The 25,740-nt window shown below is 56.2% G+C and carries 24 protein-coding genes and 1 pseudogene; 7 read left to right on the top strand and 18 right to left on the bottom strand.

Translation table 11 applies throughout. From position 1 onward, the window contains the following. Positions 1 to 22: 22 nt before the first annotated feature. The 4 genes and pseudogenes from ACWKX3_RS20695 to ACWKX3_RS20680 form a co-directional block, all read right to left on the bottom strand. Positions 23 to 97, bottom strand: a pseudogene (locus tag ACWKX3_RS20695) (hypothetical protein); the annotation flags it as partial. Further along, on the bottom strand, positions 94 to 1,431 hold the full coding sequence (dinF, locus tag ACWKX3_RS20690) for an MATE family efflux transporter DinF (RefSeq protein ID WP_454542367.1): 1,338 nt from the start codon (positions 1,429 to 1,431) through the stop codon (positions 94 to 96). The pseudogene ACWKX3_RS20695 and the gene dinF, both read right to left, overlap by 4 nt. Positions 1,432 to 1,496: 65 nt before the next feature. Further along, a complete protein-coding gene (gene lexA / locus ACWKX3_RS20685) occupies positions 1,497 to 2,105 on the bottom strand; it encodes a transcriptional repressor LexA (protein ID WP_088209297.1) in 609 nt (202 codons plus the stop codon). Positions 2,106 to 2,213: 108 nt separating this feature from the next. Further along, positions 2,214 to 2,582 carry a diacylglycerol kinase gene (locus ACWKX3_RS20680; RefSeq protein ID WP_006177484.1) on the bottom strand — a complete coding sequence of 123 codons (369 nt, stop codon included), beginning with the start codon at positions 2,580 to 2,582 and terminating at the stop codon, positions 2,214 to 2,216. A gap of 206 nt (positions 2,583 to 2,788) precedes the next feature. Here ACWKX3_RS20680 and plsB point away from each other — a divergent pair, with 206 nt between their 5' ends. Further along, a complete protein-coding gene (gene plsB / locus ACWKX3_RS20675) occupies positions 2,789 to 5,209 on the top strand; it encodes a glycerol-3-phosphate 1-O-acyltransferase PlsB (RefSeq protein WP_042321176.1) in 2,421 nt (806 codons plus the stop codon). Positions 5,210 to 5,298: 89 nt separating this feature from the next. Here the strand turns inward: plsB and ubiA are convergent, their stop codons facing one another. From ubiA to malK, 5 genes are all read right to left on the bottom strand, one after another. After that, entirely contained in the window at positions 5,299 to 6,168 is an 870-nt protein-coding gene (gene ubiA, locus ACWKX3_RS20670) for a 4-hydroxybenzoate octaprenyltransferase (protein ID WP_006177486.1), read from the bottom strand. Positions 6,169 to 6,181: 13 nt separating this feature from the next. Further along, positions 6,182 to 6,679, bottom strand: a complete 498-nt coding sequence (ubiC, locus tag ACWKX3_RS20665) for a chorismate lyase (protein ID WP_454542366.1) — start codon at positions 6,677 to 6,679, stop codon at positions 6,182 to 6,184. A gap of 178 nt (positions 6,680 to 6,857) precedes the next feature. Continuing rightward, positions 6,858 to 7,808 carry a maltose operon protein MalM gene (malM, locus tag ACWKX3_RS20660; RefSeq protein WP_102891690.1) on the bottom strand — a complete coding sequence of 317 codons (951 nt, stop codon included), beginning with the start codon at positions 7,806 to 7,808 and terminating at the stop codon, positions 6,858 to 6,860. 113 nt (positions 7,809 to 7,921) lie between these two features. Continuing rightward, complete coding sequence (locus ACWKX3_RS20655; protein WP_454542365.1) at positions 7,922 to 9,247, bottom strand: maltoporin; 1,326 nt, start codon at positions 9,245 to 9,247, stop codon at positions 7,922 to 7,924. A 53-nt stretch (positions 9,248 to 9,300) separates the two neighbouring features. After that, a complete protein-coding gene (gene malK, locus ACWKX3_RS20650) occupies positions 9,301 to 10,410 on the bottom strand; it encodes a maltose/maltodextrin ABC transporter ATP-binding protein MalK (RefSeq protein WP_088209293.1) in 1,110 nt (369 codons plus the stop codon). Between the two features lie 371 nt (positions 10,411 to 10,781). Here malK and malE point away from each other — a divergent pair, with 371 nt between their 5' ends. The 3 genes from malE (at position 10,782) to malG (ending at position 14,547) form a co-directional block, all read left to right on the top strand. After that, on the top strand, positions 10,782 to 11,972 hold the full coding sequence (gene malE / locus ACWKX3_RS20645) for a maltose/maltodextrin ABC transporter substrate-binding protein MalE (protein WP_042321183.1): 1,191 nt from the start codon (positions 10,782 to 10,784) through the stop codon (positions 11,970 to 11,972). A 125-nt stretch (positions 11,973 to 12,097) separates the two neighbouring features. After that, the gene (gene malF / locus ACWKX3_RS20640; protein ID WP_454542364.1) at positions 12,098 to 13,642 is read left to right on the top strand and encodes a maltose ABC transporter permease MalF; all 1,545 of its coding nucleotides are present in this window, start codon (positions 12,098 to 12,100) and stop codon (positions 13,640 to 13,642) included. A gap of 14 nt (positions 13,643 to 13,656) precedes the next feature. Next, positions 13,657 to 14,547, top strand: a complete 891-nt coding sequence (malG, locus tag ACWKX3_RS20635; protein ID WP_006177494.1) for a maltose ABC transporter permease MalG — start codon at positions 13,657 to 13,659, stop codon at positions 14,545 to 14,547. Between the two features lie 93 nt (positions 14,548 to 14,640). On the opposite strand, the gene psiE is transcribed toward malG, so the two are convergent. From psiE to pgi, 6 genes are all read right to left on the bottom strand, one after another. After that, a complete protein-coding gene (gene psiE / locus ACWKX3_RS20630) occupies positions 14,641 to 15,051 on the bottom strand; it encodes a phosphate-starvation-inducible protein PsiE (RefSeq protein WP_000202963.1) in 411 nt (136 codons plus the stop codon). Positions 15,052 to 15,229: 178 nt separating this feature from the next. After that, the gene (locus ACWKX3_RS20625) at positions 15,230 to 17,326 is read right to left on the bottom strand and encodes a YjbH domain-containing protein (protein WP_006177496.1); all 2,097 of its coding nucleotides are present in this window, start codon (positions 17,324 to 17,326) and stop codon (positions 15,230 to 15,232) included. Next, entirely contained in the window at positions 17,326 to 18,069 is a 744-nt protein-coding gene (locus ACWKX3_RS20620; RefSeq protein WP_454542379.1) for a capsule biosynthesis GfcC D2 domain-containing protein, read from the bottom strand. Before ACWKX3_RS20620 ends, ACWKX3_RS20625 begins: the two co-directional genes overlap by 1 nt. Further along, entirely contained in the window at positions 18,063 to 18,701 is a 639-nt protein-coding gene (locus ACWKX3_RS20615; protein ID WP_006177500.1) for a YjbF family lipoprotein, read from the bottom strand. The genes ACWKX3_RS20620 and ACWKX3_RS20615 overlap by 7 nt, the downstream gene beginning before the upstream one ends. A gap of 63 nt (positions 18,702 to 18,764) precedes the next feature. After that, the gene (yjbE, locus tag ACWKX3_RS20610; RefSeq protein WP_454542363.1) at positions 18,765 to 19,007 is read right to left on the bottom strand and encodes an exopolysaccharide production protein YjbE; all 243 of its coding nucleotides are present in this window, start codon (positions 19,005 to 19,007) and stop codon (positions 18,765 to 18,767) included. Positions 19,008 to 19,370: 363 nt separating this feature from the next. Further along, the gene (gene pgi / locus ACWKX3_RS20605) at positions 19,371 to 21,020 is read right to left on the bottom strand and encodes a glucose-6-phosphate isomerase (RefSeq protein ID WP_454542362.1); all 1,650 of its coding nucleotides are present in this window, start codon (positions 21,018 to 21,020) and stop codon (positions 19,371 to 19,373) included. Between the two features lie 375 nt (positions 21,021 to 21,395). Between pgi and lysC the strand changes: the two genes are divergently transcribed. The 3 genes from lysC (at position 21,396) to ACWKX3_RS20590 (ending at position 24,106) form a co-directional block, all read left to right on the top strand. Further along, positions 21,396 to 22,745, top strand: coding sequence for a lysine-sensitive aspartokinase 3 (gene lysC / locus ACWKX3_RS20600; protein ID WP_454542361.1), 1,350 nt, complete (start codon positions 21,396 to 21,398; stop codon positions 22,743 to 22,745). Positions 22,746 to 22,838: 93 nt separating this feature from the next. Next, positions 22,839 to 23,783, top strand: coding sequence for a ketopantoate/pantoate/pantothenate transporter PanS (gene panS, locus ACWKX3_RS20595; protein WP_058610082.1), 945 nt, complete (start codon positions 22,839 to 22,841; stop codon positions 23,781 to 23,783). 50 nt (positions 23,784 to 23,833) lie between these two features. Beyond that, a complete protein-coding gene (locus tag ACWKX3_RS20590; RefSeq protein WP_442779990.1) occupies positions 23,834 to 24,106 on the top strand; it encodes a DUF3811 domain-containing protein in 273 nt (90 codons plus the stop codon). Here the strand turns inward: ACWKX3_RS20590 and rluF are convergent, their stop codons facing one another. From rluF to ACWKX3_RS20575, 3 genes are read right to left on the bottom strand one after another with little or no spacing between them, the layout of a single operon-like run. Then, positions 24,107 to 24,979, bottom strand: coding sequence for a 23S rRNA pseudouridine(2604) synthase RluF (gene rluF / locus ACWKX3_RS20585; RefSeq protein ID WP_006177527.1), 873 nt, complete (start codon positions 24,977 to 24,979; stop codon positions 24,107 to 24,109). Positions 24,980 to 25,031: 52 nt separating this feature from the next. Next, on the bottom strand, positions 25,032 to 25,370 hold the full coding sequence (locus ACWKX3_RS20580; protein ID WP_101736821.1) for a helix-turn-helix domain-containing protein: 339 nt from the start codon (positions 25,368 to 25,370) through the stop codon (positions 25,032 to 25,034). A gap of 2 nt (positions 25,371 to 25,372) precedes the next feature. Further along, the gene (locus tag ACWKX3_RS20575) at positions 25,373 to 25,723 is read right to left on the bottom strand and encodes a type II toxin-antitoxin system RelE/ParE family toxin (RefSeq protein WP_101736820.1); all 351 of its coding nucleotides are present in this window, start codon (positions 25,721 to 25,723) and stop codon (positions 25,373 to 25,375) included. Between the last annotated feature and the right edge of the window lie 17 nt (positions 25,724 to 25,740).

The raw sequence follows: 25,740 nt of genomic DNA, 5'->3' as shown, positions 1-25,740 counted from the left end.
TTCGTATCGTCCGGTACGTGCATTTCTGCTGGACGTGATAATTATTATAGTCAGGGATTCGGCAGCCCGATTTATATTCAGAATCTTTAACCGTCACGATATATCAGAACGGGCAGGAAACCAGGTGTTGTTTCGCCAGTGACGGTGCCAGATAAAGGCCAGCGAGAGGCCCCGCAGGGAGAGGAATACCGCGAGCGCCAGCCACAAACCATGGTTACCCAGGTACGGCAGCGTAAAGAGCGTCAGACCAAAACCGGCCGCCGCAACTGCCATGCTGTTGCGCATTTCCGCGCCTCGCGTTGCACCAATAAACATACCGTCCAGCAGATAACACCAGACCCCCACCACCGGCAGGATCACCTGCCAGATGAGGTAATGGCTGGCCAGTTCACGCAGCGCCGGGAGTGAGGTGAGCTGCGCGATGATGTGCCCACCGAAACAGGCGTAGATCAGTGCAAATGCCAGTGCGACCAAACCCGACTGACGACACGCCGCCCGCCATACTTCGCGAAGCTGGCCGCTTTCACGCGCACCGTATGCCTGCCCGGAATGGGCTTCAACCGCATAGGCAAAACCATCCAGCGCGTAGGCGGTAAAGGTCAGGAGCGTCATTAACACCGCATTGACGGCAACAATTTCTGGCCCAAGGCGCGCCCCGAAGACCGTCAGCGCACCGAAGCAGAGCTGTAACAGCAGCGAGCGCAGCATGATATCCCGATTGAGCGCCAGCAGCTTACGCATATTGCCCCGCCAGGCGGTTTTGAGCAGCGCAACCGAGATCCCGCGCATCGCCAGAGCGCGCCAGACCATCCACAAGCCAATCAAAAATGTCCCGTACTCGGCGATTGCGGTTGCCAGCGCCGCCCCCCGCACGTTCATATGCAGGCCCATGACCAGCCAGAGATCGAGCACAATGTTGAGCAGGTTACCGACCACCAGCAGGATCACCGGCGCGCGGGCGTACTGCACGCCCAGCAGCCAGCCAAGCAGAACCAGGTTTGCCAGCGAAGCGGGCGCACTCAGCCAGCGGATTTCGAGGAAACGCCGCGCCTGCTCCAGCACTGCTTCGCTGCCGCCCACGATATGCAGCGCCAGGTCTATCAGCGGCGTGCGCAGCAAAACGATCAGCGCGCCTGCACCGAGCGCCAGGAATAAAGGTTGAACCAGCGCACGCGCCAGCCGCAGCGGATCTTTCGCGCCGTAGGCCTGGGCCGTCAGCCCTGTGGTGCTCATGCGTAAAAAGAGCAGCAGCATAAAGAGGAAGCTGGTTGCCGTGGCGCCAATCGCCACGCCGCCCAGATAGACGGGGGAATCCAGATGACCAATAACCGCCGTGTCCACCAGGCCGAGCAGAGGAACGGTAATATTGGAAAAAATCATCGGCAGCGCGAGACGCCAGAGTGCCTTATCAGAAGCAGTCAGCAGTGACATGGGAGAATACCGGGGACGATAAAACGAGACGGGCCGCGGAGAAACCGCAGCCCGTCAGGAAGAGATTACAGCCATTCGCCGTTGCGGATAACGCCAACGGCCAGCCCTTCAATGGAGAAGCTGTGTTCTCGCAGGTCTACCACAATAGGCGTGAATTCGTTGTTTTCCGGCAGCAGCTGCACGGTATTGCCTTGTTTCTTCAGGCGCTTAACGGTCACTTCATCATCAATGCGCGCAACCACAACCTGGCCGTTGCGTACGTCCTGCGTTTTGTGAACCGCCAGCAGATCGCCATCGAGAATACCGATGTCTTTCATCGACATCCCGCTAACGCGCAGCAGGAAATCAGCGCTCGGCTTAAACATACCGGGGTCCACCTGATAGTGGCTTTCGATATGCTGCTGTGCCAGCAGCGGTTCACCCGCCGCAACACGGCCAATCAGCGGAATACCCGTCTCTTCTTCAACAAGCAGGCGAATACCGCGTGATGCGCCAGAAACAATCTCAATGACGCCTTTACGCGCCAGCGCTTTGAGGTGTTCCTCAGCCGCGTTTGGAGAGCGGAAACCCAGACGCTGCGCGATTTCTGCACGCGTGGGTGGCATACCCGTCTGGCCGATATGATCCCGAATGAGATCAAACACCTCTTGCTGCCTGGTCGTTAACGCTTTCATTCCGCCCCCTGGGTGTATATACAGTTATGCTGTGAGTATATACAGTCAAAGGCGATTTTGGAACCAAAAACTGCACAAAAAACCAGGGACTTAATTATTCCTCGAGGCTCATCGGAAATGTGACCAAAGCAGCGTGACCCAGGTGATGGCTGCGATGATAATCGCCAGCAGCACGGCAGCCGATCCCATATCTTTAGCGCGACCCGAAAGCTCATGAAATTCTGAACCAATTCGGTCTACCACTGCCTCAATAGCGCTATTGATAATTTCCACTATCATCACCAGAAGTACGGAACCAATGAGGAGTACGCGGGTTATGGCATCAACATCAAGGAAACACGCGATGATAACCGCGACAATCGCGGCAACCGCTTCCTGGCGGAAAGCAGCTTCATTGATCCATGCGGCGCGGAAACCTTTCCATGAATAGCCTGCAGCTTTGATGATTCGGGTTAACCCAGTGGTATTATTGGCCATTAAAAGAACCTTATAGTGGAAATAGCGTCAGTAACTATACACAAAATCATTCATGCTGCCTCAGGCGAGCCTGAAGGATGCAGTGTATATAGCCGCAGCGCGTTTTGCTGCAGCCTGAAGTATGACGGGTAACAACAGAAATCTTGCGCGCTTTCTGTTATCCTTGCGCCGCAATTGCATTATTAACCAGAGGCTTTACATCGTTTATGTCCGGCTGGCCACGAATTTACTACAAGTTACTTAATTTACCATTAAGCGTCCTGGTAAAAAGTAAGTCTATCCCAGCAGAACCCGCGCTGGAATTAGGGCTCGATACGTCGCGCCCTATTATGTACGTTTTGCCTTATAACTCGAAGGCTGACCTACTGACGCTTCGCGCCCAGTGTCTGGCGCATGACCTTCCCGACCCGCTAGAACCGCTGGAAGTTGATGGCACATTGCTGCCACGCTATGTGTTTATCCACGGCGGGCCGCGCGTGTTCACCTATTACACGCCGAAAGAAGAGTCCATCAAGCTGTTCCATGACTATCTTGACCTGCACCGCAGCAATCCTGGCCTGGATGTGCAGATGGTGCCGGTCTCCGTGATGTTTGGTCGTCGTCCGGGCCGCGAAAAAGGCGAGGAGAACCCGCCGCTGCGCATGCTCAACGGCATCCAGAAATTCTTCGCCGTCTCATGGCTGGGGCGCGACAGCTTTGTCCGTTTCTCCCCTTCCGTTTCGTTGCGCCGCATGGCAGACGAACACGGCACCGACAAAATCATTGCGCAAAAACTGGCGCGCGTGGCGCGTATGCACTTTGCGCGTCAGCGTCTGGCCGCGGTTGGCCCGCGTCTCCCGGCGCGTCAGGATCTGTTCAACAAGCTTCTGGCGTCAAAAGCCATTGCTCGCGCCGTCGAAGACGAAGCGCGCAGCAAGAAAATCTCGCATGAGAAAGCCCAGCAAAACGCCATTGCACTGATGGAAGAGATCGCCGCGAACTTCTCTTACGAGATGATCCGGCTTTCTGACCGTATTCTCAGCTTCACGTGGAACCGCCTCTATCAGGGGATTAACGTCCACAACGCCGAGCGCGTGCGTCAGCTGGCACACGACGGCCACGAGATTGTTTATGTGCCCTGCCACCGCAGCCACATGGACTACCTGCTGCTTTCCTACGTGCTTTATCATCAGGGCCTGGTGCCGCCGCACATCGCGGCCGGTATCAACCTGAACTTCTGGCCAGCAGGGCCGATCTTCCGCCGTCTGGGTGCGTTCTTTATTCGCCGTACCTTTAAGGGCAACAAGCTTTACTCCACCGTGTTCCGTGAATATCTGGGCGAGCTGTTCAGCCGCGGTTATTCCGTTGAGTACTTTGTCGAAGGCGGACGCTCCCGAACCGGTCGCCTGCTCGATCCGAAGACCGGCACGCTGTCGATGACCATTCAGGCGATGCTGCGTGGCGGCACGCGTCCGATTACGCTGGTGCCTATCTACATCGGCTATGAGCACGTCATGGAAGTGGGCACCTACGCAAAAGAGCTGCGCGGTGCGACCAAAGAGAAAGAGAGCCTGCCGCAGATGCTGCGTGGGCTGAGCAAACTGCGCAACCTCGGTCAGGGCTACGTGAACTTCGGCGAACCAATGCCGCTGATGACCTACCTTAACCACCACGTTCCGGAGTGGCGCGAATCTATCGACCCCATCGAAGCGGTACGCCCGGCCTGGCTGACGCCAACGGTAAACGGCATCGCCTCGGAGCTGATGGTGCGCATTAACAACGCAGGTGCGGCGAACGCCATGAACCTGTGCTGTACGGCGCTTCTGGCCTCGCGCCAGCGTTCTCTGACTCGTGAACAATTGACCGAGCAGCTCGATTGCTACCTCGACATTATGCGTAATGTTCCGTACTCCACCGACTCTACCGTGCCTTCTGCCACCGCCAGCGAGCTTATCGACCATGCGCTGCAGATGAACAAGTTTGAAGTCGAAAAAGATACGATCGGCGATATCATCATTCTGCCGCGCGAGCAGGCCGTGCTGATGACCTACTATCGCAACAACATCACGCATATGCTGATGCTGCCGTCGCTGATGGCTGCCATCATTACCCAGCATCGTCGTATTTCTCGCCAGGAACTGCTGCGCCATATTGCGGCCATCTACCCGATGCTGAAAGCGGAGCTGTTCCTGCGCTGGAGCAAAGATGAGCTGGCGGCAGAGCTGGATAAATTAACGGAAGAGATGCGTCGTCAGGGGCTGGTGACCGTCACCGAAGACGAGCTGAACATCAACCCATCACGTTCCCGGACGCTGCAACTGCTGGCGGCAGGCGCGCGTGAGACGCTTCAGCGCTACGCTATTACCTTCTGGCTGCTGAGCGCGAACCCGTCCATCAACCGCGGTACGCTGGAAAAAGAGAGCCGGACGCTGGCCCAGCGCCTGTCCGTTCTGCACGGCATTAACGCGCCGGAATTCTTCGACAAGGCCGTGTTCAGCTCTCTGGTGCTGACGCTGCGTGATGAAGGGTTTATCAGCGACACGGGCGATGCCGAGCCGGAAGAGACGATGAAGATCTACCAGATGCTGGCAGACCTGATTACCTCAGACGTGCGTTTAACGATCGAGAGTGCGACGCAGGGCGAATGATGTTAAAGCCGGGTGGCGCTAACGCTTACCCGGCCTACATGTTCCGCTAAATCGTAGGCCGGGTAAGGCGAAGCCGCCACCCGGCTTTTTTATGACCAGTAACTCATCGCCAGCCCGATAAACAGCACCAGGCCAACGTAGTTATTGTTCAAAAACGCCTTAAAGCAGGCTTCACGTTCACGCTTCGCAATCAGCTTTTGCTGGTACGCAAACAGCAGTCCGGCCACCAGCACGGACCAGTAAAACTCCCAGTTCAGCCCGTTCAGGCGACCAATGGCGACCATCAGGGCCACAACCGCGACCTGCATAATGCCGATGATCAGCTTGTCATGACGGCCAAACAGGATCGCCGTTGATTTGATGCCAATCTTGAGGTCATCGTCACGGTCGACCATCGCATATTGCGTATCGTACGCCACGGCCCAGAGAATATTGGCCAGGAACATGAGCCAGCAGCTGAGCGGTACGGATTCGCTCACCGCCGCAAACGCCATCGGGATCGACCAGCCAAACGCCGCGCCCAGCACCACCTGCGGAAGATGGGTATAGCGCTTCATAAACGGATAGACCCACGCCAGTGCCAGTGCGGCCACGGAGAGCAGGATCGTCATGGTGTTCAGGGTTAACACCAGCAGGAAGGAGAGCGCAATCAGCACCACGAACAGCGTGCGGGCCTCTTTCTCGGTAACCTGACCACTCGGCAGCGGGCGGTTGGCCGTACGCTTAACGTGGCCGTCAAATTTTCTGTCGGCATAATCGTTGACCACGCAGCCTGCGGCGCGCATCAGCCAGACACCTGCCACAAACACCGCCAGGATCCACAGCGGCGGTAAGCCCGGGGTGGCTACCCACAGCGCCCATAACGTTGGCCACAGCAGCAGCAACGCGCCAATGGGCTTATCGGTACGCATCAAGCGGTGATAGGCCAGCAGCTTGTCCTGCGTCAGACTCCACTCCATTTTTTTCTTCCTCTTAGTACAACGGCGATGCGGGTAGAAACAGCTCCGTCAGTATTAACGGTTTACCACTCAGGCGAAGACGGGAACGGCGTCCCCACAGATCGGCATCGCGACCAATCTCAATAAAATCTCGGGTTAACTCGGACGAAGTAAAAAGATAGCGCCCCAGCGGCGTTTTTCCCAGTCGTTGCAGTGCGAGCTCAGGCCCGGAAAGCGTTGATTCAGGCACCACTGTCCGCCCGGCAAGCCACGGCTCGCCGTCGGCACACAGTAAAATTTCACGTAACCAGTAGCGTTCTTCACGCGGCAGCAGCGGCAGTTCATCGGCAATCTCATCAGATGAGACAAATCCTTCCTGAATCAGCGTCACCGTGACCGTTTTTCCCTGTTGTTCAAAACGTTTTGTCATGGAATCTTCCAGCAGCAGCCAGTCAAGCTGCGCCGGGTCAAGCGCGGGTATGTGGTCTAAATAGCGCAGCGCACGCAGGTGCATAAGCGCAGGGTGTGACATGCCAGACTCTCCGATACATAACGTTATCGCATTGTATCGCAGAAAAGCAGATTGAGGGCGGCCAAACGATATTTAGCGATCACTATCGCAACAATGGCGCAACAGCACGGGCGGTACGAAAAAAAGTGCGCCCACTCAGGCGCACTAAAACGAACAAATCAGCACTGTGGGGAGACGGTCACCCCTTGCCTTTTACACTGCTGATAAAGGTGGAACGGGCAGTGGTCGAACCTAAACGCTCGGCTTCATCAAGCAGTTTCAGCGCTTTGTCGACGTCGCCATTTTTCACCGCCTGCTTAATGGCGTTGTTGAAATAGGTTTCGGTATCGTTCAGTACTGGCTCAGCTTTTTTCGCCGGTGCCGGCGCTGGCGCAGCGGCCGCTGGTGCTGCCGCGACAGGCGCTGCGTATACCGGCGCCGCGGTGTTACCTACCGTCACCGGACCTGGTCCAGACGAGCCGAACAATGGGCCAACGAGCACGCTGGACGCGCTGTTCGTAGACACTTTCAGTTTGACCAGGCCATCGGTGGTGTGGCGGGCAAGCGGGTCCGGAATATCAGGAACCGCGTTTCCGGTACCTTTTGCATAGGCTTTTGCCGGGTCAACCAGCTTCGTGGTTTGCTGGAGATCGTTGTCGGTGGTAAAGACCAACACGTAAATTTTTTGCTGCCCCAGCGCTGGCGTCAGGCGCATAACCCCTTCCAGGCGGTCCGCGCTCATTACGCCCGGTTCCTGATAGTTAAAGTAATTGCTTGGGAAGAACGCTGACGGCGTCATGTTTTGGTCGAGGATCAGCACGTTAGGGGCAAAAACGCTGGTCTGCTTGTTCACTTCGCTGGTCAGCGTCAGGGTTAATTCACCGATGTTGGCCGGCACGCTAAACGCGGCAACCGGGCCGCTGATGCCCGGCACGTTCAGTGACTGACCGCCAGCGGAAAGCTGTGTGGTTTGTACTTTCGATTGATCAACCGGCGTCCACACCAGCTGCTGAAGTGCCGCCGCCGGGATCGCTGGCGCAGCACTGGTATTCTGAGGAACGAAATTGACATCTGCAAAGGTGATGGCTGGCGCACTAGCCAGCAGGCCCGCAGAGAGGCACAGCGCGACGAGACTTTTCTTCATTTTCATTGTTATTACCTCTGATAGCGTGAACGCTGCGGTGGCCAGGCAATAGCGCGCAGCGCCCTAAGGAGAGAGGGGTTTGCGCCCCTCTTTTCGGTCATTACGTCAGGTCTTGCGAATTACCACCAGATTTCCATCTGGGCACCGAAGGTCCACTCGTCGTTATCACCACGACTGAAGGTCTTCGCGGAAGTATCGTTATACGCCACGCCAGAGGTGTAACCAGCGTCGTCGTTGGTTGCATAACCCCACTTCTCATCCCACTTCGCGTAGGTTGCGAAGACGCGGATTGCCGGACGAGACCAGATGCTGTCGCCTGCCTGCCACTGCTGGGCAAGGGTGATTTTGTACTGGCTGTTTCGGTCGTCGGTTTTCTGCGATTTAACGTTGTCGTAGCCCACTTCCAGCAAGGTGCTCATGATCGGCGTCCATTTGTACATTGGACGAACACCCACGGTCCACCACTCGGTACCGTTGTTATTGTCACGGTCGATATTCTGATACATACCGACGTACATCAGGTCCCAACGCTCAGCCAGGGTGATTGCACCGTGGTCCAGCACACGCCACATGGAACCATCGTTATCAATGCTTCCGCCTTGCGGGATGCCTTTACCGTTAGAGGTCATGGAGTCCGTACCGTACTGCAGAACGAACTTGTTGAAGCCTTTCATCATGCTCTGGGTATGTTCGGCGGTTAAGAGCCAACCATCTTTAGAAGCGCCAGGCTGCAGGTAGTAGTCATCAGGAATGTTGGTGTGACCGTAGTCAACACCCAACTCCAGCGTACCGCCTGGGTTGATTTCCATACCGGCTAAACGCACGTCGAACACGTCGTTTGGTACAACGTTGTCATAAACACGGTCACCGTTCGCGTCACGATCGGCGAAGGTTGCAGAACCGCCTGCTTCAGAAGAGCGGGTGGCTGCCAGAGAGAGTTTACCGAAGCCCAGATCGATGTTTTCGATACCCGCACCAGGACCTGAGATATCCCAGTAGTAGAAGTCGATCATGTGAACGTCATGACGCTGATAGAAACGCTTACCGGCCCAGATGGTGGAGCCTGGCAGCCATTCAATCAGGTTTTTACCCTGCACGTTTGCTTCACGGAAGGCCGGACTGGTGGATTCCCAGTCGTTCTGCTGAGACACGGAATAGGCAACGTTAGTGTCGAAGTAGAAGCTCTTGTCGCCTTCTTTCCACACTTCCTGACCCAGTTTCAGTTCCGCATAGGTTTCACATTCGTTACCGAGACGGTATTTACTTTGAGCACCGGTTGCCTGGAAACACTGTTGTTCACCGCCACTTCCGGTCCAGCCAATGCCGGAACGAGCATAACCTTTAAAGTCTACGGCACCCGCCTGGGCAGACAGGATGCCTGCCGCAATGGCGACTGCCAGGGGGACTTTGCGCAGAGTAATCATCGTTCTATCTCCTGAGATCATTGCTTTTCTTTGAACACTTCACCTGTCGGTTTCGTGCTTATTATTGGGATTGCTTAGACGCCTGGCTCTTTATGCAGCCGACGACATGCGGTGCCATCTTCACGGAACAGATGACAGCGCTCTGGCGGCAAACCGATAGCGAATGTGGCACCCTCTTCTACCAACACCACGTCATTCTGGCGGTAAACCAGGTTCTGACGGATGGCGGGGATCTGGATATGAATCTGTGTTTCGTGACCAAGTTGTTCGACGACCTGAACAATCCCTTCCAGCGTCACATCGGCGATGTGGCTTGGCAGTAAATGCTCAGGACGAATGCCGAGGGACATATTTGCCCCGACCTGTACGTTAGCGCTGTCGACCGGCAGCCACACTTGCTGACGGTTTGGCAGCTCCACCTGTACCTGTTCAATCGCCGTGGCGGTCACTTTAACGGGCAGGAAGTTCATCTTCGGCGAGCCAATAAAGCCCGCGACGAAGCGGTCTGCCGGGTAGTGATACAGCTCCAGCGGTTTGCCCACCTGCGCGACGCGACCGGCGTCCAGCACCACAATTTTGTCGGCCAGCGTCATCGCTTCGACCTGATCGTGGGTGACGTAAATCATCGTGCGGCCAAGGCGCTTGTGCAGACGGGAGATTTCGATACGCATCTGGACGCGCAGGGCGGCATCCAGGTTAGAAAGTGGTTCATCCAGCAGGAACACGCGCGGTTCCGCCACCAGCGTACGGCCAATTGCCACGCGCTGACGCTGACCACCGGAGAGCGCTTTTGGTTTACGCTCCAGCAGGTGCGCCAGCTGTAATACTTCGGCGACCTGGGTCACGCGCTGGTTGATGATCTCTTTTTTCGCCCCTGCCAGCTTCAGGCCAAAGGACATGTTTTCGGCAACGGACAGATGGGGATAAAGCGCATAGGACTGGAAGACCATGCCGACGCCACGTTCGGCGGGCGGGATGTCGTTCATCCGGCTTTCACCAATAAACAAATCACCGCTGGTGATGGTTTCAAGACCGGCAATCATACGCAGCAGAGTCGATTTACCACAGCCAGATGGACCGACGAACACCACGAACTCGCCCTCGTTGATGTCCAGATTGATGTCTTTTGACACCACTACGTCGCCCCAGGCTTTCGTTACATTACGCAGCTGTACGCTCGCCATGCCCTTCTCCCTTCGTTACAACCTGTCACCGACAGAAACATTCAAGATAAGTTCACTATGCGTCTTCCATTACTTTCGTGAATCCTCCACCCCCCACCTTTTTCATGGGGGAGGAGGCGGGAGGATGAGAGAGCAGGCTCTGCGACCAGCGCCGGTGGGCTTAGGCGAAAATCGTGAAGCAGCCTGCAAAAATCAGTGGGCTTTTGTGTGCGCCAGCACTCATAACTTAAATTTATGCAACGGAGATCACATTAACAGGGGGTGGGGCGTAGGGCTCAGGAGGATGGAAAGAGGATGTCAAATAAGGAGACTGAGTCACGTTGAACCACTGCAGACGTACCCTGAGCACATCACCAAAAAGGATGGCAGATATGAAGATCAAGACTGGCGCACGCGTTTTCGCATTGTCCGCCCTGGCAGCAATGATGATTTCCGCACCGGCTCTCGCCAAAATTGAAGAAGGTAAGCTGGTTATCTGGATTAACGGCGACAAAGGCTATAACGGCCTGGCCGAAGTGGGTAAAAAATTCGAGAAAGACACCGGCATCAAAGTGACCGTTGAACACCCGGACAAGCTGGAAGAGAAATTCCCGCAGGTTGCGGCGACCGGCGACGGCCCGGACATCATCTTCTGGGCGCATGACCGTTTCGGTGGTTACGCCCAATCAGGCCTGCTGGCTGAAGTGACGCCAGACAAAGCCTTCCAGGACAAACTGTTCCCGTTCACCTGGGACGCGGTTCGTTATAACGGCAAACTGATCGCCTACCCTGTTTCGGTTGAAGCGCTCTCGCTGATTTACAACAAAGACCTGGTGCCAAACCCACCGAAAACCTGGGAAGAGATCCCTGCCCTGGATAAAGAACTGAAGGCGAAAGGTAAGAGCGCCCTGATGTTCAATCTGCAAGAGCCGTACTTCACCTGGCCGCTGATTGCTGCCGACGGCGGTTACGCGTTCAAGTTTGAAAACGGCAAGTACGACGTGAAAGACGTGGGCGTGGACAACGCCGGCGCGAAAGCTGGTCTGGGCTTCCTGGTTGATCTGATCAAGAACAAACACATGAACGCGGATACCGACTACTCCATCGCGGAAGCGGCGTTCAACAAAGGCGAAACCGCAATGACCATCAACGGTCCGTGGGCCTGGAGCAACATCGACAAGAGCAAAATCAACTACGGCGTCACGCTGCTGCCAACCTTCAAAGGCAAGCCGTCTAAACCGTTCGTTGGCGTGCTGAGCGCGGGCATCAACGCCGCCAGTCCGAATAAAGAACTGGCGAAAGAGTTCCTGGAAAACTACCTGCTGACCGATCAGGGTCTGGAGGAAGTGAACAAGGACAAACCGCTGGGCGCCGTGGCACTGAAATCGTTCCAGGACACGCTGGCGAAGGATCCGCGTATCGCGGCAACGATGGATAATGCCCAGAAAGGCGAAATCATGCCGAACATCCCTCAGATGGCCGCATTCTGGTACGCCACCCGTACCGCGGTAATCAACGCCGCAAGCGGTCGCCAGACCGTCGACGCAGCACTGAAAGATGCGCAGGGTCGTATTACTAAGTAATGCCGTAGTTCCCTCTCCCTTTGGGAGAGGGTTAGGGTGAGGGTTGTCGCGATCCGCGCGCCCTCACCCCGGCCCTCTCCCCCAGGAGAGGGAGAAAAGATCACACGCTGTAGAGGAAGAACCCCATGGATGTCATTAAAAAGAAACGCTGGTGGCAAAGCGACGCGCTGAAGTGGTCAGTGATTGGTCTGCTCTGTCTGCTGGTGGGTTACCTTGTTGTTTTAATGTACGTACAAGGGGAGTACCTGTTCGCCATCATGACGCTGATTTTAAGCTCTGCTGGCCTGTATATTTTCGCCAACCGTAAAGCTTACGCCTGGCGCTATGTCTATCCGGGCGTGGCCGGGATGGGGCTGTTCGTACTGTTCCCGCTGATCTGCACCATCGCCATCGCCTTCACCAACTACAGCAGTACCAACCAGCTCGCGCAGGAACGCGCGGTGCAGGTGCTGATGGACCGTTCTTATCAGGCGGGTAAAACCTTTAACTTCGGCCTGTATCCTGAAGGCAATAAGTGGAAGTTAGCGCTCACTGACCAGGAAACCCAAAAGGTCTTTATCTCCGACGCGTTCACATTTGGCGGCGAACAAAAGCTGCCCCTGAAAGAGGCCGCAGCCCTGCCGGAAGGTGAACGTGCAAACCTGCGTATCATCACCCAGAATCGTCAGGCGCTGACCCAGCTCACCGCCGAACTGCCGGATGAAAGCAAAGTGACCATGAGCTCGCTGCGCCAGTTCTCCGGCACCCAGCCGCTTTATACCAAAGAGGATGACGGCACGCTGACCAACAACCAGAGCGGCGTGAAGTACCGTCCGAACAACGATATCGGTTTTTATCAGTCGGTGAATGCCGACGGCAGCTGGGGCGACGACAAACTCAGCCCGGGCTACACCGTGACCATCGGCTGGGATAACTTCACCCGCGTCTTTACCGACGAAGGGATCCAGAAACCGTTCTTCGCCATCTTCGTCTGGACAGTGGTCTTCTCGGTGCTGACCGTGATCCTGACCGTCGCCGTGGGCATGGTACTGGCGTGCCTGGTGCAGTGGGAATCCCTGAAGGGCAAAGCGATTTACCGCGTGCTGCTGATCCTGCCCTACGCCGTGCCGTCGTTTATTTCAATTCTGATTTTCAAAGGGCTGTTTAACCAGAGCTTCGGTGAAATCAACATGATGCTGAGCGCGCTGTTTGGCATCAAACCGGCCTGGTTCAGCGACCCGACGACCGCCCGATCGATGATTATCATCGTCAACACCTGGCTGGGCTATCCGTACATGATGATCCTGTGCATGGGGCTGCTGAAGGCTATCCCGGACGACCTGTACGAAGCCTCGGCGATGGACGGCGCAGGCCCGTTCCAGAACTTCTTCAGAATTACGCTGCCGCTGCTCATCAAGCCGCTGACCCCGCTGATGATCGCCAGCTTTGCCTTTAACTTTAACAACTTCGTGCTGATTCAGCTGTTGACCAACGGTGGGCCGGACCGCCTGGGCACTACCACCCCGGCAGGCTATACCGACCTGCTGGTGAGCTACACCTACCGCATCGCCTTTGAGGGCGGCGGCGGTCAGGACTTCGGCCTGGCGGCGGCAATTGCCACGCTGATCTTCCTGCTGGTGGGCGCGCTGGCGATTGTGAACCTGAAAGCCACACGCATGAAATTCGACTAAGGAGGGCACAGAATATGTCTATGGTCCAACCCAAATCTCAAAAGCTGCGCCTCTTCGCAACGCACTTAGGCCTGCTGATATTTATCGCGGCAATTATGTTCCCGCTGCTGATGGTCATCGCGATTTCCCTGCGTTCGGGCAACTTCGCAACCGGCAGCCTGATCCCGGATGAAATCTCCTGGGAGCACTGGAAGCTCGCGCTGGGCTTTAGCGTCGAGCACGCGGATGGCCGCGTCACGCCGCCGCCGTTCCCGGTGCTGCTGTGGCTGTGGAACTCCGTGAAAGTGGCGACCATCACCGCAATCGGTATTGTGACGCTGTCCACCACCTGTGCTTACGCCTTTGCCCGCATGCGTTTCCCGGGCAAAGCAACGCTGCTGAAAGGGATGCTGATTTTCCAGATGTTCCCCGCGGTGCTTTCGCTGGTGGCGTTGTACGCCCTGTTTGACCGCCTGGGCCAGTACGTGCCGTTTATCGGTCTTAACACCCACGGCGGCGTGATCTTCGCCTATCTCGGCGGTATCGCCCTGCACGTGTGGACCATCAAAGGGTATTTCGAAACCATCGACGGCTCGCTGGAAGAAGCGGCGGCGCTGGATGGCGCAACCCCGTGGCAGGCGTTCCGCCTCGTGCTTCTGCCGCTGTCGGTGCCGATTCTGGCGGTGGTGTTTATTCTGTCGTTTATCGCCGCGATCACCGAAGTTCCGGTCGCTTCCCTGCTGCTGCGTGATGTTAACAGCTACACGCTGGCGGTCGGGATGCAGCAATACCTCAACCCGCAAAACTACCTGTGGGGCGACTTTGCCGCTGCGGCCGTCCTTTCCGCTATCCCGATTACCGTCGTGTTCCTGCTGGCACAGCGCTGGCTGGTTAACGGCCTGACGGCGGGCGGTGTGAAAGGTTAAGTTTCAATGTGTTATGCCACTGCAACCCTCAACTTTGACGTATTGTATTGAACCAACTTGTGACTGTTAGGCGCTCCCCGGAGCGCCCTTTTTTTATTCGCGTTTCAGCCGCTTCGAGTTGCACAGCCAGAGGGTGATCACCAGCAGCAGGATCGCCGCCGAGTAGATCAGCACGTCGAGCGGGGATTTGTGATCGACGATGATCAGCCGCACTATCGCGGTGATCCCGATATAGACAAAGTAGCGCAGCGGGAAGTGAAAGCCGGACTGAAAATACTTCACAATCAGGGCGATAAATTCAAAGTAGAGAAAGTAGACCACCAGGCCTTCCACCAGCGCATACTTGCTGGTTTGCTCAGGGGCGAAGAGCACATCCGCCAGATGCACCGTCTCTTTGCCGAGAAAGACGACCAGAATCAGACCAAGGCTCAGCAGACCGAGGTTCAGCACGGTCTGGAGGATGGTTGAGATAAACTCAACGCGTGGGCGAGTCAGGGATGTCATACAGCACCTCATTCTCCAGGACGAGGTTCCTGTATAATGCAAAAATGTGACGGGGATCTATATTTTTTGTTTATGTTTGGCTCGCAGCAGCATTCCTGCCGGGCGGCACTGCGTTTGCCCGGCCTACAAAAAAACTATCGTAGGCCCGGTAAGCGCAGCGCCACCGGGCAATCATGCATCAACGGAAGTTAATGTTCTTATCGCTGGTCATGTCATACAGCTGGAACTTACGTCCAAGCTGCTGGCCCCCGTCGCGCGTCAGCGGCGTCCAGCCCACGGCGGCACGGCTGCGGGTTGGGCCTGACGAGAAGAGATCCAGCGGAATCGAGACATACACGCCTTTGGTGAAATCCCCTTCCCCGTATTCGTCCGGCGAAACGTTGGTGATGGTGGCATAGCCGCCCACGACCACGCCGCTGTCGAAGTGTTTCGAGATGTCCAGCGTGCCGCCCTTGTCGCCTGCCAGATACTGGCCGACGCTGGCTTTGACCAGCACATCCTGGGCGAACGACGGCGTCCAGTAGGCGGTGAGATGGCCCGTTTTGACGCTGTAGTCGGTGAACTTCATCATGTCCTGGGCGCTGCGCCAGTCACGCTGTTTGACATAGTTGGCGTCAATGCCGAACGCCCAGTTGCTGTCGACAGGGCGGTAAAGCACCTCCGCCCCCGCGCCGCCGTACATGGTTTCCAGATAGCCGCCGTACACCTGGCCGTAAAAACCGTTGCCGAAGTACTGGAAGTAGTTGGCCTGCAGGTTGTTCACGTAGGCGTTGTTCTGCACATATTCACGCACGCGGGTACGCACGCGCGGCAGCTTCGAGTCGTTCGGCGGGTTGGTGTAGTTGAACTTGTCGTAGTTGTTGGCAATGTTGCCGAACAGGCTGCCGGTGGTCAGCAGGTGGTCGGTAACCCACAGATCCGCGGTTGCCATCACGCCAAGCTGGTACATGTAGAAGTTTTCCGGCCCGCCGACGGACTGGTTCAGCACCGGGTCGATGTGGAAATCAAAGCGCGATTTATCAATGTACCAGCCCTGCTCGGTCGATTCCGGCACGACCGGCTCGATGCGTTTTTGCACCAGCTCGGTTTCATGCCCCAGCGGTTCGCCCTCAAGATGACGACGCAGGCTGGCGACGTCGGTTTCCGTGGTCACCTGCGGCAGGTTAAGGCGGTTTTCCGTAACGCGGATCGTGCGGATCCCCTCGGGCAGATCGTTCATAACGATCCGGTTAGCGCGTTCGATCCCTTCGCGCGAGTCGCGATATTTCACCTGCTCGCCGGTAACGTAGAGCGTGTCGCCCTTAGTCTGGATCTTCGGATCGGCAAATCCGGCGTTGTACTTCAGCAGCGTCAGCTGGTTGGCGACGACGGAGTGCTGGATGATGGCGTCCTGCGGCTCCGGCTGGTACGCAGGCCGGGCATTGTCGTTATAGTGCGGACGCATGTCGTTAAAGTTGGTGCGCAGCGTGAAGCCAAACATCACGGTATTGCCGCGCTCGTAGCTGAGGTTAACGTCGGCCCAGTCGGTGACGCGGTAAATGGCGCCGACGTTAAACTTGCTCTTCTGCTCAATCTTCCCGGCAAAATCTTCGCTGTAGTTATTCCCTTCATACTCCAGCTTCAGGCGCAGCGGTTGCCACGGCGTTTGGTATTCGATGCCGCCAAACAGCGAGGCCGGGCCGTGGAACATCTGGTCGCCGTTGATGGAGCCGGCTTTTTTATAGCTGTTATCCCTGTAGCAATATTTGTCGCTGTAGGAGCAGAACGGGTTTTTGACGTTGCCGCTGGTTCCGAGGTAGCCCCAGCCGAGGCCGAGTGAGAAATCAAACGGTCCCCAGGCTTTGCTGGCCACAACGTATTCAGCATCAAACAGGCCGGTACCGCCGATATCTTTCGCGCCGACGGAGACCTGTGGCATCCAGTAGCTCTCTTCCCACAGGCGCAGCTTCACATCGAAGGCTTTGTCTTTATAGGTTTGATCGCCGGAGAATGCGTCGACGCTGCTGTACTGTTTCGTGCGCACGTCGGTATAGCGCAGCGTGGTTTCGAGCCATGGGAACAGCTGCACCGACGCAGAGTAGTAGCGATACTGATCGTTATCGCGGTAGTTAAGGCTGATTTCACCTTCACGCGCCATCCGCGCGGTAGGCGTTTGCAGTAAACCGACGCCGCCAAAGTCGGATTGCGACGGGCCGATGGGCGCGGGCCAGGTTTCTGCATGGCAGGCGGCGCTGACGCACAGTGCCAGCATGCTGTAGAGATAGGTTTTTTTCATTAATCCGGGATCCGCTGCGTCAGGGAATGAAGGATATCGGCATTCAGCCCGTCATACGCCTTCGTCCAGAAATGGTCGGCAAAACCGACAAAAATCACGCTGCCGGGCATGGGTTCGATATGGCGCTTATTCCAGTACGCCACGGGCGCTTTTTGGGTATGCCCGTCCGGATAGACGATCCAGGCGTAGCTGTTATCCGCCCCGCTGAGCAGGCTTTGCTCGTCGAGATAGCTCGCCACGTCGCGGCCCGGCGTAAAAGGCTTTTTGCCCGGGCTGCTGATGAGCCCCATTACGGTGACGGTTGACGGTTGCGTCGGCAGCCAGAGCGTGTATTCCCCTTCCAGCGCCGGATTCCCCTTTTCCGCCACGCGCACGACATCGGGATCGAGGTTTATCGTCTGGCGTCCGGTGACCTTCAGCGCCTGAAGCTGCTGACGTACGCTGTTGATAGCGGCGGCGTCATCGCCATCTTCCTGACCAGCTAACCCGGTCAGTTGGGCGAGGAGCGCGTTATGCTTTTGTTCGGCCTCAACCGTCGCCTGCCGCTCGCCGATCACCGCGCCGGGCCACCAGCTGTTGGCCAGCCTCGGTTGCCCGACGAGATCGAGCAGGTGTCCGGCGTTGGTTAAGGTTTTAGGCTGCGCGTTCTCCGGCGTGTATACCTCCACGGTGCCCGCAGACCAGGCCAGCGGCGCGGCAAAGCCGGCGAGCAGCACGATGGCGATAACGGTATTTTTCATGATTTCGCCGCCTTGATCAGGGTGGTTTTCACCGGGAAGAAACCGGCGCCGAGGAACTGCAGGGACTGACGGATCTGCCCCTCTTCATCCACCCAGTAGCGGTTGTGCCAGGTCGCCTGATCGGTTTTCACCTCTTCATCCAGCACGCGAACCTGCGTTTCGTCGCTGCCCACCTGCACGCTGTCCGTACCGTCCCAGCGGAAGGTAGAGCGGGCCGTGGCGTAGCGCACCTGCTTGTGCTCGGTCCAGCCCATCGTGCGCGTCCAGCTTGCGCCGTCGGTGACCTGGTCAGGCTTGATGAGCGGATCGGCTGCGAGATTGTTCACCTCCAGCAGGTTGTCACCGCCGAGCAGCGTTTTCACAATCCGGCCATGCTGCGTCACGATGGTGGCCTGATCCTGCGTCACCCATTTCTGCTGCCCGTTTTCATCGAAAGCGAGCACCACAAACAGCTGCGGGCCATCGTTTAACTGCATGTACTGGCTGGCATAGGGCATGTTTTGCAGTTCGTCATCGGTCAGATGCACGCCCGGCGTGCCAAACATGCTGTCCCACAGGGAATGTCCCAGCCCTTTAGTGGTGGCCGAGCACGCCTGCAACAGCAGGCAAATCAGGATGATTGCAGGTCGCTTCACGACTCTTCTCCGAAGGGGCGAAATAACCACACCGAAGTGTGGTTATGATTAAAACACCCGATATTACTGGGTGCTGGTCGTCGTAGTGGTCGTGGTTCCGGTATTGGAGCCATCACCGCCACCGGTTGCCGCCAGCGCGACACCCACGGCTGAACTTACGGTGCTCGTGCTGGATGCGGTAGAACTCCCCGCAGACGCAGACGTCGCTGCCGACCCTGCCGCTTCTCCGACCTGAACCGGAGCCGCATAGACAGATGTCGCCGCAAGCGCAGATATGGTAAAAATGCCATACAGTACTTTCTTCATAACAATTTCCCTTCAATGAATGAATGGAGATTTGCCCGAAAAGAAATTCAGGCGGAATCGAGTATACACAACTAAAGCAGAGGGATTACCGCATGAGGAAATAGCAGAAGGGTTTTCAGATTATTGGTTAAAACGGATGGTTAAGAATAATTAATCTAATATAAAAATGTTTAAAAACATGAAGATATAATTAATGCAATAATAACGCACCTGCGTATATTCCTAAAATAAACCGCAGTAACTAAATGGTTTACAGCCTTTTTCAGATTAAACTCACAGCAGGAATTTGAGTTAACTAACAGACATGCGGAATTATCCGATAAAAAAGCCGGCATTACGCCGGCTTTTTTCATGACATATTAATTACGCACGCCATGCTTTATAACGGTTAATCAAACCATTCGTTGAGCTGTCGTGGCTGTCGACGTTTTTATCATCACCCAGCTCCGGCAGAATGCGGTTTGCCAGCTGTTTGCCCAGCTCTACGCCCCACTGGTCAAAGGTGAAGATGTTCAGGATCGCGCCCTGCGTGAAGATTTTGTGCTCATACAGCGCAATCAGCGCCCCCAGGCTGAACGGGGTGATTTCGCGCAGCAGGATGGAGTTGGTTGGGCGGTTGCCTTCGAACACCTTGAACGGCACAACGTGGTCCAGCGTCGCCGGATCTTTACCCTGATCGCGGTATTCCTGCTCTACCACCTCGCGTGATTTGCCGAACGCCAGCGCTTCAGTCTGCGCGAAGAAGTTAGACAGCAGCTTTGGATGGTGGTCGGACAGCGGGTTGTGTGTGATAGCCGGGGCGATGAAATCGCACGGTACCATTTTGGTGCCCTGGTGAATCAGCTGGTAGAACGCGTGCTGGCCGTTGGTGCCCGGTTCGCCCCAGATGATTGGGCCAGTCTGGTAATCCACCGCGTTGCCGTTACGGTCAACGTATTTACCGTTGGATTCCATGTTGCCCTGCTGGAAATAGGCCGCAAAGCGGTGCATATACTGATCGTACGGCAGGATCGCTTCGGTTTCAGCGCCGAAGAAATTGTTGTACCAGATGCCAATCAGCGCCAGCAGCACTGGCAGGTTTTTCTCAGGTGCGGTGGTGGCGAAGTGTTGATCCATCGCGTGTGCGCCGGAGAGCAGCTCAACGAAGTTGTCGAAGCCAACGGACAGGATGATGGACAGGCCAATCGCGGACCACAGAGAGTAGCGGCCGCCAACCCAGTCCCAGAACTCAAACATATTCGCCGTGTCGATGCCGAACTCGCCCACCGCTTTACCGTTGGTAGAAAGCGCTGCGAAGTGTTTCGCCACGTGCTTGTTGTCGCCCGCGGTTTTCAGGAACCAGTCGCGCGCGCTGTGGGCGTTGGTCATGGTTTCCTGGGTGGTGAAGGTTTTGGATGCCACCAGGAACAGCGTGGTTTCCGGGTTAACCGTCTTCAGCACTTCGGCAATGTGGGTACCATCTACGTTCGAGACAAAGTGCATGTTGAGGTGGTTTTTGTACGGACGCAGCGCTTCGGTCACCATGAACGGACCGAGGTCAGAACCGCCGATACCGATGTTGACCACGTCGGTGATGGCTTTCCCGGTGTAGCCTTTCCAGCTTCCGGAGATGATGGATTCGGAGAAGGTTTTCATCTTCTCCAGTACCGCGTTGACTTCTGGCATCACGTCTTTGCCATCAACGATAATCGGCGTGTTGCTGCGGTTACGCAGCGCAACGTGCAGTACGGCGCGGTCTTCGGTACGGTTAATTTTCTCACCGGAGAACATGGATTTGATGGCGTCAGCCAGCTCAGTCTCTTTCGCCAGATCCTGCAGCTTTGCCAGCGTCTCTTCGGTGATGCGGTTTTTGGAGAAATCCACCAGCATCAGGTCATCGAAGGTCGCGGAGAACTTACTGAAACGAGCGGCATCTTTCGCGAACAGATCCGCGATGGTGACGTCTTTCATTTCATCAAAATGTTTCTGTAATGCCTGCCAGGCAGAGGTCTGCGTTGGGTTGATGTTTTTCATTAGCAATACTCTTCTGATTTGAGAATTGTGACTGCGGTCGATTGTAGCGCCTGCAAATAAAAATTGTGATGGTTTTTATGCCATTGCCCTGGTCTGCATCAAACGCAGGTGAAAAGACCCGAAAAGTATAGCTGCTGGATGGCCCCTCTGGGGTGGGTAAATATGCCCCCCGTTGCGGCAAAACGAAGCATAAAATATGGCCCTGTTATTAGTCCTGTTACTGAGGGGTACCCCCCCATAAAAAATCCGCATAATCCCAGCATTGACAGGACCTCCCCCGCATTTTATTTATAGGGCCGTATTTTGCGCCTGCACCTGCTTTCGTTTCACTCTTGTGCCAAGGTCGCTTTATTCATTCCCTGACACGAGGTTGTTATGACGAGTTTTGTGGTCGCCAAGTTTGGCGGCACCAGTGTGGCGGATTACGACGCCATGAACCGCAGCGCCGATGTGGTGCTGGCCGATCCGAATACCCGCATGGTGGTGCTTTCTGCCTCCGCTGGCGTGACGAACCTGCTGGTTTCTCTGTCTGAAGGACTGGAAGCGACGGAACGGTTCGTGAAGCTGGACGCGCTGCGCAAAATTCAGTTCGATATTCTTGAACGTCTGCAGAACCCGAACGTCATCCGCGAAGAAGTGGAACGCCTGCTGGAAAATATCACCACGCTGGCGGAAGCCGCCTCTCTGGCGACCTCAACCGCCCTGACCGATGAACTGGTCAGCCACGGCGAACTGATGTCGACTCTGCTGTTCGTTGAGATCATGCGCGAGCGCAATATCCAGGCGCAGTGGTTTGACGTGCGTAAAGTACTGCGCACCAGCGACCGTTTTGGCCGCGCCGAGCCGGATGTGGAAGCGCTGGCCGAACTGACCAGCCAGCAGCTTGCGCCGCGTCTGGAAGAGGGTATCGTCATCACTCAGGGGTTTATCGGCAGCGAGGCCAAAGGCCGCACCACGACTCTGGGCCGTGGCGGCAGCGACTACACCGCCGCCCTGCTTGGCGAAGCCCTGCATGCCACCCGCGTGGATATCTGGACGGACGTGCCGGGTATCTACACCACCGACCCGCGCGTGGTATCCGCTGCGAAACGCATTGACGTCATTGCCTTTGAAGAGGCCGCCGAAATGGCGACCTTCGGCGCGAAGGTGCTGCACCCGGCAACCCTGCTGCCCGCGGTACGCAGCGATATTCCGGTGTTCGTGGGCTCCAGCAAAGATCCACAGGCGGGCGGAACGCTGGTCTGCAAAAAAACCGAAAACCCGCCGCTGTTCCGCGCTCTGGCCCTGCGTCGCCGCCAGACGCTGGTCACGCTGCACAGCCATAATATGCTGCACTCCCGTGGTTTCCTGGCGGAAGTGTTCGGCATCCTGGCGCGCCATAATATCTCCGTAGACCTGATCACCACTTCCGAAGTGAGCATCGCGCTGACGCTGGACACCACCGGCTCCACCTCCACCGGTGACACCCTGCTGACCCAGTCGCTGCTGATTGAGCTGTCGGAGCTGTGCCGCGTTGAAGTAGAAGAGGATCTGGCGCTGGTTGCCATCATCGGCAACAAACTGTCCCGCGCCTGCGGCGTAGGCAAAGAGGTCTTCGGCGTGCTCGACCCGTTCAGCATCCGCATGATTTGCTACGGCGCGTCCAGCTATAACCTCTGCTTCCTGGTGCCTGCGGATCAGGCGGAGCAGGTGGTGCAAAAACTTCATCAGAATTTGTTTGAATAAAATTCGTTAGCACGTTAAACAATATCGATAAGCCGGGCTCAGACCCGGCTTTTTTATAACTAAACAACACGACAATACTGCAAGGAATTCATTATGTTATCCGCCATCACCCGGCTATTCCCGTTATGGGCGCTGCTGCTGTCTGTACTCGCGTATTACACCCCTGGCACCTTCACTGGCATTGGCCCGTGGGTCACCACTCTGCTTATGCTGATTATGCTCGGCATGGGCGTGCACCTGAAAATTGACGATTTTAAGCGCGTGCTGTCGCGCCCCGCCCCTGTCGCCGCAGGGATTTTCCTGCACTATCTGGTGATGCCGCTCGCCGCGTGGCTGCTGGCCATGGCTTTTAAGATGCCGCCCGACCTCTCCGCTGGAATGGTGCTGGTGGGAAGCGTCGCCAGCGGTACGGCATCCAACGTGATGATCTATCTGGCAAAAGGTGACGTCGCGCTCTCGGTAACCATTTCGTCCGTTTCCACGCTGGTAGGGGTGATTGCCACGCCGCTGCTCACCCGCCTGTACGTGGACGCGCACATTCAGGTTGACGTGATGGGCATGCTGCTAAGCATTCTGCAAATTGTGGTGATCCCGATTGCGCTGGGTCTGGTGATTCACCACCTGTTCCCCCGCGTAGTGAAAGCGATCGAGCCGTATCTTCCCGCCTTTTCGATGGTCTGCATTCTGGCGATCATCAGCGCTGTGGTGGCCGGTTCCGCCTCGCACATTGCGTCCGTGGGCTTTGTTGTCATCATCGCGGTGGTGCTGCATAACACCATCGGCCTGTTAGGCGGCTACTGGGGCGGTAAGCTGTTTGGCTTTGACGAGTCGACCTGCCGCACGCTGGCGATCGAGGTAGGGATGCAGAACTCCGGCCTGGCGGCGGCGCTCGGTAAGATTTACTTCTCGCCGCTGGCGGCCCTGCCGGGCGCGCTGTTCTCCGTCTGGCATAACCTGTCCGGCTCGCTGCTGGCGGGCTACTGGTCAGGAAAGCCGATTGATGAACCCGCGAAAAAAGATGTGGTGGAACAACGTTAATTGACGTCACATGCTTTACACTGGAGCCTCCCCATCAGGAGGTTCCAGCAATGGCGACACCACGACTGACCCAGAAAGACATGACGGAAGCCGAGCAGCGCGAACTCAAAACGCTTCTTGACCGCGCCCGCATCGCGCGTGGCCGCACGCTGACCAATGCCGAAACCAATCAGGTTAAAAAAGAGTACATCGACAAGCTGATGGCGCAGCGCGACGCCGAAGCAAAAAAAGCCCGCAAACTGAAAAAAGAGCAGGCGTATAAACCCGATAAAGAGGCGACGTTTTCCTGGTCTGCCACAACCTCGACACGCGGAAGGCGCTAATTAGCGCCCTTTCTTTTTACGGCCCGGCTGCGCGAAGCGTTTCCCGTTCGCCGGCTTGCCTCGCCCTTTCTCTTCCGCTGGCGGAGCCTTTACCACCGGGCGTTTAATGGCCTGGGTTTTCGGTTTGGCTTTGGCCTTCGGCTTCGCTTCGGACGACGAATTTTCGATAAGCCTGAACAGCTCGATCAGCTCGTCATCCGTTAAATCACGCCACTCGCCCAGCGGAATGCCGGACAGGCTCACGTTCATGATGCGGGTGCGCTCCAGCTTCGTCACGTCATACCCAAAGTGCTCGCACATGCGGCGGATCTGACGGTTCAGACCCTGCACCAGGGTAATACGAAACGCAAACGGCGCTTCTTTCTTAACCTTGCACTTCTTCGTTACGGTGCCCAGAATCGGCACCCCCGCGCCCATACCACGGATGAACTCGTCCGTGACCGGCTTGTTCACCGTCACGATGTACTCTTTCTCGTGATCGTTACCGGCGCGCAGAATTTTGTTCACCAGGTCGCCGTGGTTGGTGAGAAAAATCAGCCCCTGAGAGTCTTTATCCAGACGCCCAATCGGGAAGATGCGGCTGCTGTGGTTAACAAAATCCACAATATTGTCCCGCTCGCCATCTTCCGTGGTACTGACGATACCAACCGGTTTGTTCAACGCGATAAATACCAGGTCTTCTGCATCACGCGGTTCAATGAGCTGACCATTCACTTTGACCACATCGCCAGGAACAACCTGGTCGCCGATGGTGGCGCGTTTGCCGTTGAGGAACACGTTACCTTGTTCAATGTAACGGTCCGCCTCGCGACGTGAGCAGATCCCGCTCTCGCTAATGTATTTGTTTAATCGGGTTGATTGAGTTGGCAGCATAGTTTCTCCTGTGAAGGGCGAAATATACCTTAGGTTTGGGCTGGTAAAAAGATTAGCCCACGGTAACTGAGACAGGTTTTCCAAGTTTACTCAGCATCATGACCAGCGTATCAAGCGTAAACTTGCTCGTTTTAAGGTTCACAACATCGGAGATACGTGGGCGGGAGACGTTCAGTCTTGCCGCTGCGTCAGCCTGGCGCAGCTTGTTTTCAGCGATCCACGTGGAGATTTCCAGCATAAGCTGTCGCTTGATCGCCAGCAGTTGCTCCACTTCCTTGCCAGCTTTTTCCCGTAACCGTTCAGCCTCATCCCTGTCAAACCCCAGCTCGGCAAAAATGTTGGCGTCTGCCGCCGTCACATGGCGAATTTTAGTATCAATGTTCTTTCCCATCTTTAACCCCTCCGGGCATCAAGCACCGCATGCAAACGTACCTTTGCAATCTGTTTATCCTGGCCTGATGTCCGCTGTGTTTTCTTGTTAAAGCAATGAAGTACATACACAGCGTCGTCAAAACGGGCCAGGTAAAGAATACGAAATGCCCCTGTATTTCCCCGAAGCCGAATTTCAGCAACGCCTTTGCCAATCTCTGACATGGGCTTCCAGTCTGCGGCCTCCAGACCAGACTGCAGGCGGTGCAGTTGATAACCCGCGTCTCTTCGAATCTCTTCCGGGAAGCCGAGCAAATCGTCGTACGCACTTCCCATCCATGCGATAGGCCGCATTGCCGGCCTTTGTGAAAGCATACCACATCCTTGTATAA

Source organism: Enterobacter sp. UPMP2052 (assembly GCF_053709675.1).
The sequence above is the reverse complement of the archived record's forward strand: the minus strand, read 5'-3'. Positions and strand labels throughout refer to the sequence as shown.

What these genes read in the sequence shown, in the direction of transcription:
- ACWKX3_RS20680 (WP_006177484.1), bottom strand. Translation starts at nt 2,582, where the DNA reads ATGGCCAATAATACCACTGGGTTAACCCGAATCATCAAAGCTGCAGGC.
- malF (WP_454542364.1), top strand. Translation starts at nt 12,098, where the DNA reads ATGGATGTCATTAAAAAGAAACGCTGGTGGCAAAGCGACGCGCTGAAG.
- ACWKX3_RS20590 (WP_442779990.1), top strand. Translation starts at nt 23,834, where the DNA reads ATGGCGACACCACGACTGACCCAGAAAGACATGACGGAAGCCGAGCAG.
- ubiA (WP_006177486.1), bottom strand. Translation starts at nt 6,168, where the DNA reads ATGGAGTGGAGTCTGACGCAGGACAAGCTGCTGGCCTATCACCGCTTG.
- panS (WP_058610082.1), top strand. Translation starts at nt 22,839, where the DNA reads ATGTTATCCGCCATCACCCGGCTATTCCCGTTATGGGCGCTGCTGCTG.
- yjbE (WP_454542363.1), bottom strand. Translation starts at nt 19,007, where the DNA reads ATGAAGAAAGTACTGTATGGCATTTTTACCATATCTGCGCTTGCGGCG.
- rluF (WP_006177527.1), bottom strand. Translation starts at nt 24,979, where the DNA reads ATGCTGCCAACTCAATCAACCCGATTAAACAAATACATTAGCGAGAGC.
- malE (WP_042321183.1), top strand. Translation starts at nt 10,782, where the DNA reads ATGAAGATCAAGACTGGCGCACGCGTTTTCGCATTGTCCGCCCTGGCA.
- malG (WP_006177494.1), top strand. Translation starts at nt 13,657, where the DNA reads ATGTCTATGGTCCAACCCAAATCTCAAAAGCTGCGCCTCTTCGCAACG.
- ACWKX3_RS20575 (WP_101736820.1), bottom strand. Translation starts at nt 25,723, where the DNA reads ATGCTTTCACAAAGGCCGGCAATGCGGCCTATCGCATGGATGGGAAGT.
- plsB (WP_042321176.1), top strand. Translation starts at nt 2,789, where the DNA reads ATGTCCGGCTGGCCACGAATTTACTACAAGTTACTTAATTTACCATTA.
- malK (WP_088209293.1), bottom strand. Translation starts at nt 10,410, where the DNA reads ATGGCGAGCGTACAGCTGCGTAATGTAACGAAAGCCTGGGGCGACGTA.
- psiE (WP_000202963.1), bottom strand. Translation starts at nt 15,051, where the DNA reads ATGACATCCCTGACTCGCCCACGCGTTGAGTTTATCTCAACCATCCTC.
- lysC (WP_454542361.1), top strand. Translation starts at nt 21,396, where the DNA reads ATGACGAGTTTTGTGGTCGCCAAGTTTGGCGGCACCAGTGTGGCGGAT.
- ubiC (WP_454542366.1), bottom strand. Translation starts at nt 6,679, where the DNA reads ATGTCACACCCTGCGCTTATGCACCTGCGTGCGCTGCGCTATTTAGAC.
- dinF (WP_454542367.1), bottom strand. Translation starts at nt 1,431, where the DNA reads ATGTCACTGCTGACTGCTTCTGATAAGGCACTCTGGCGTCTCGCGCTG.
- ACWKX3_RS20655 (WP_454542365.1), bottom strand. Translation starts at nt 9,247, where the DNA reads ATGATCTCAGGAGATAGAACGATGATTACTCTGCGCAAAGTCCCCCTG.
- pgi (WP_454542362.1), bottom strand. Translation starts at nt 21,020, where the DNA reads ATGAAAAACATCAACCCAACGCAGACCTCTGCCTGGCAGGCATTACAG.
- malM (WP_102891690.1), bottom strand. Translation starts at nt 7,808, where the DNA reads ATGAAAATGAAGAAAAGTCTCGTCGCGCTGTGCCTCTCTGCGGGCCTG.
- ACWKX3_RS20625 (WP_006177496.1), bottom strand. Translation starts at nt 17,326, where the DNA reads ATGAAAAAAACCTATCTCTACAGCATGCTGGCACTGTGCGTCAGCGCC.
- lexA (WP_088209297.1), bottom strand. Translation starts at nt 2,105, where the DNA reads ATGAAAGCGTTAACGACCAGGCAGCAAGAGGTGTTTGATCTCATTCGG.
- ACWKX3_RS20580 (WP_101736821.1), bottom strand. Translation starts at nt 25,370, where the DNA reads ATGGGAAAGAACATTGATACTAAAATTCGCCATGTGACGGCGGCAGAC.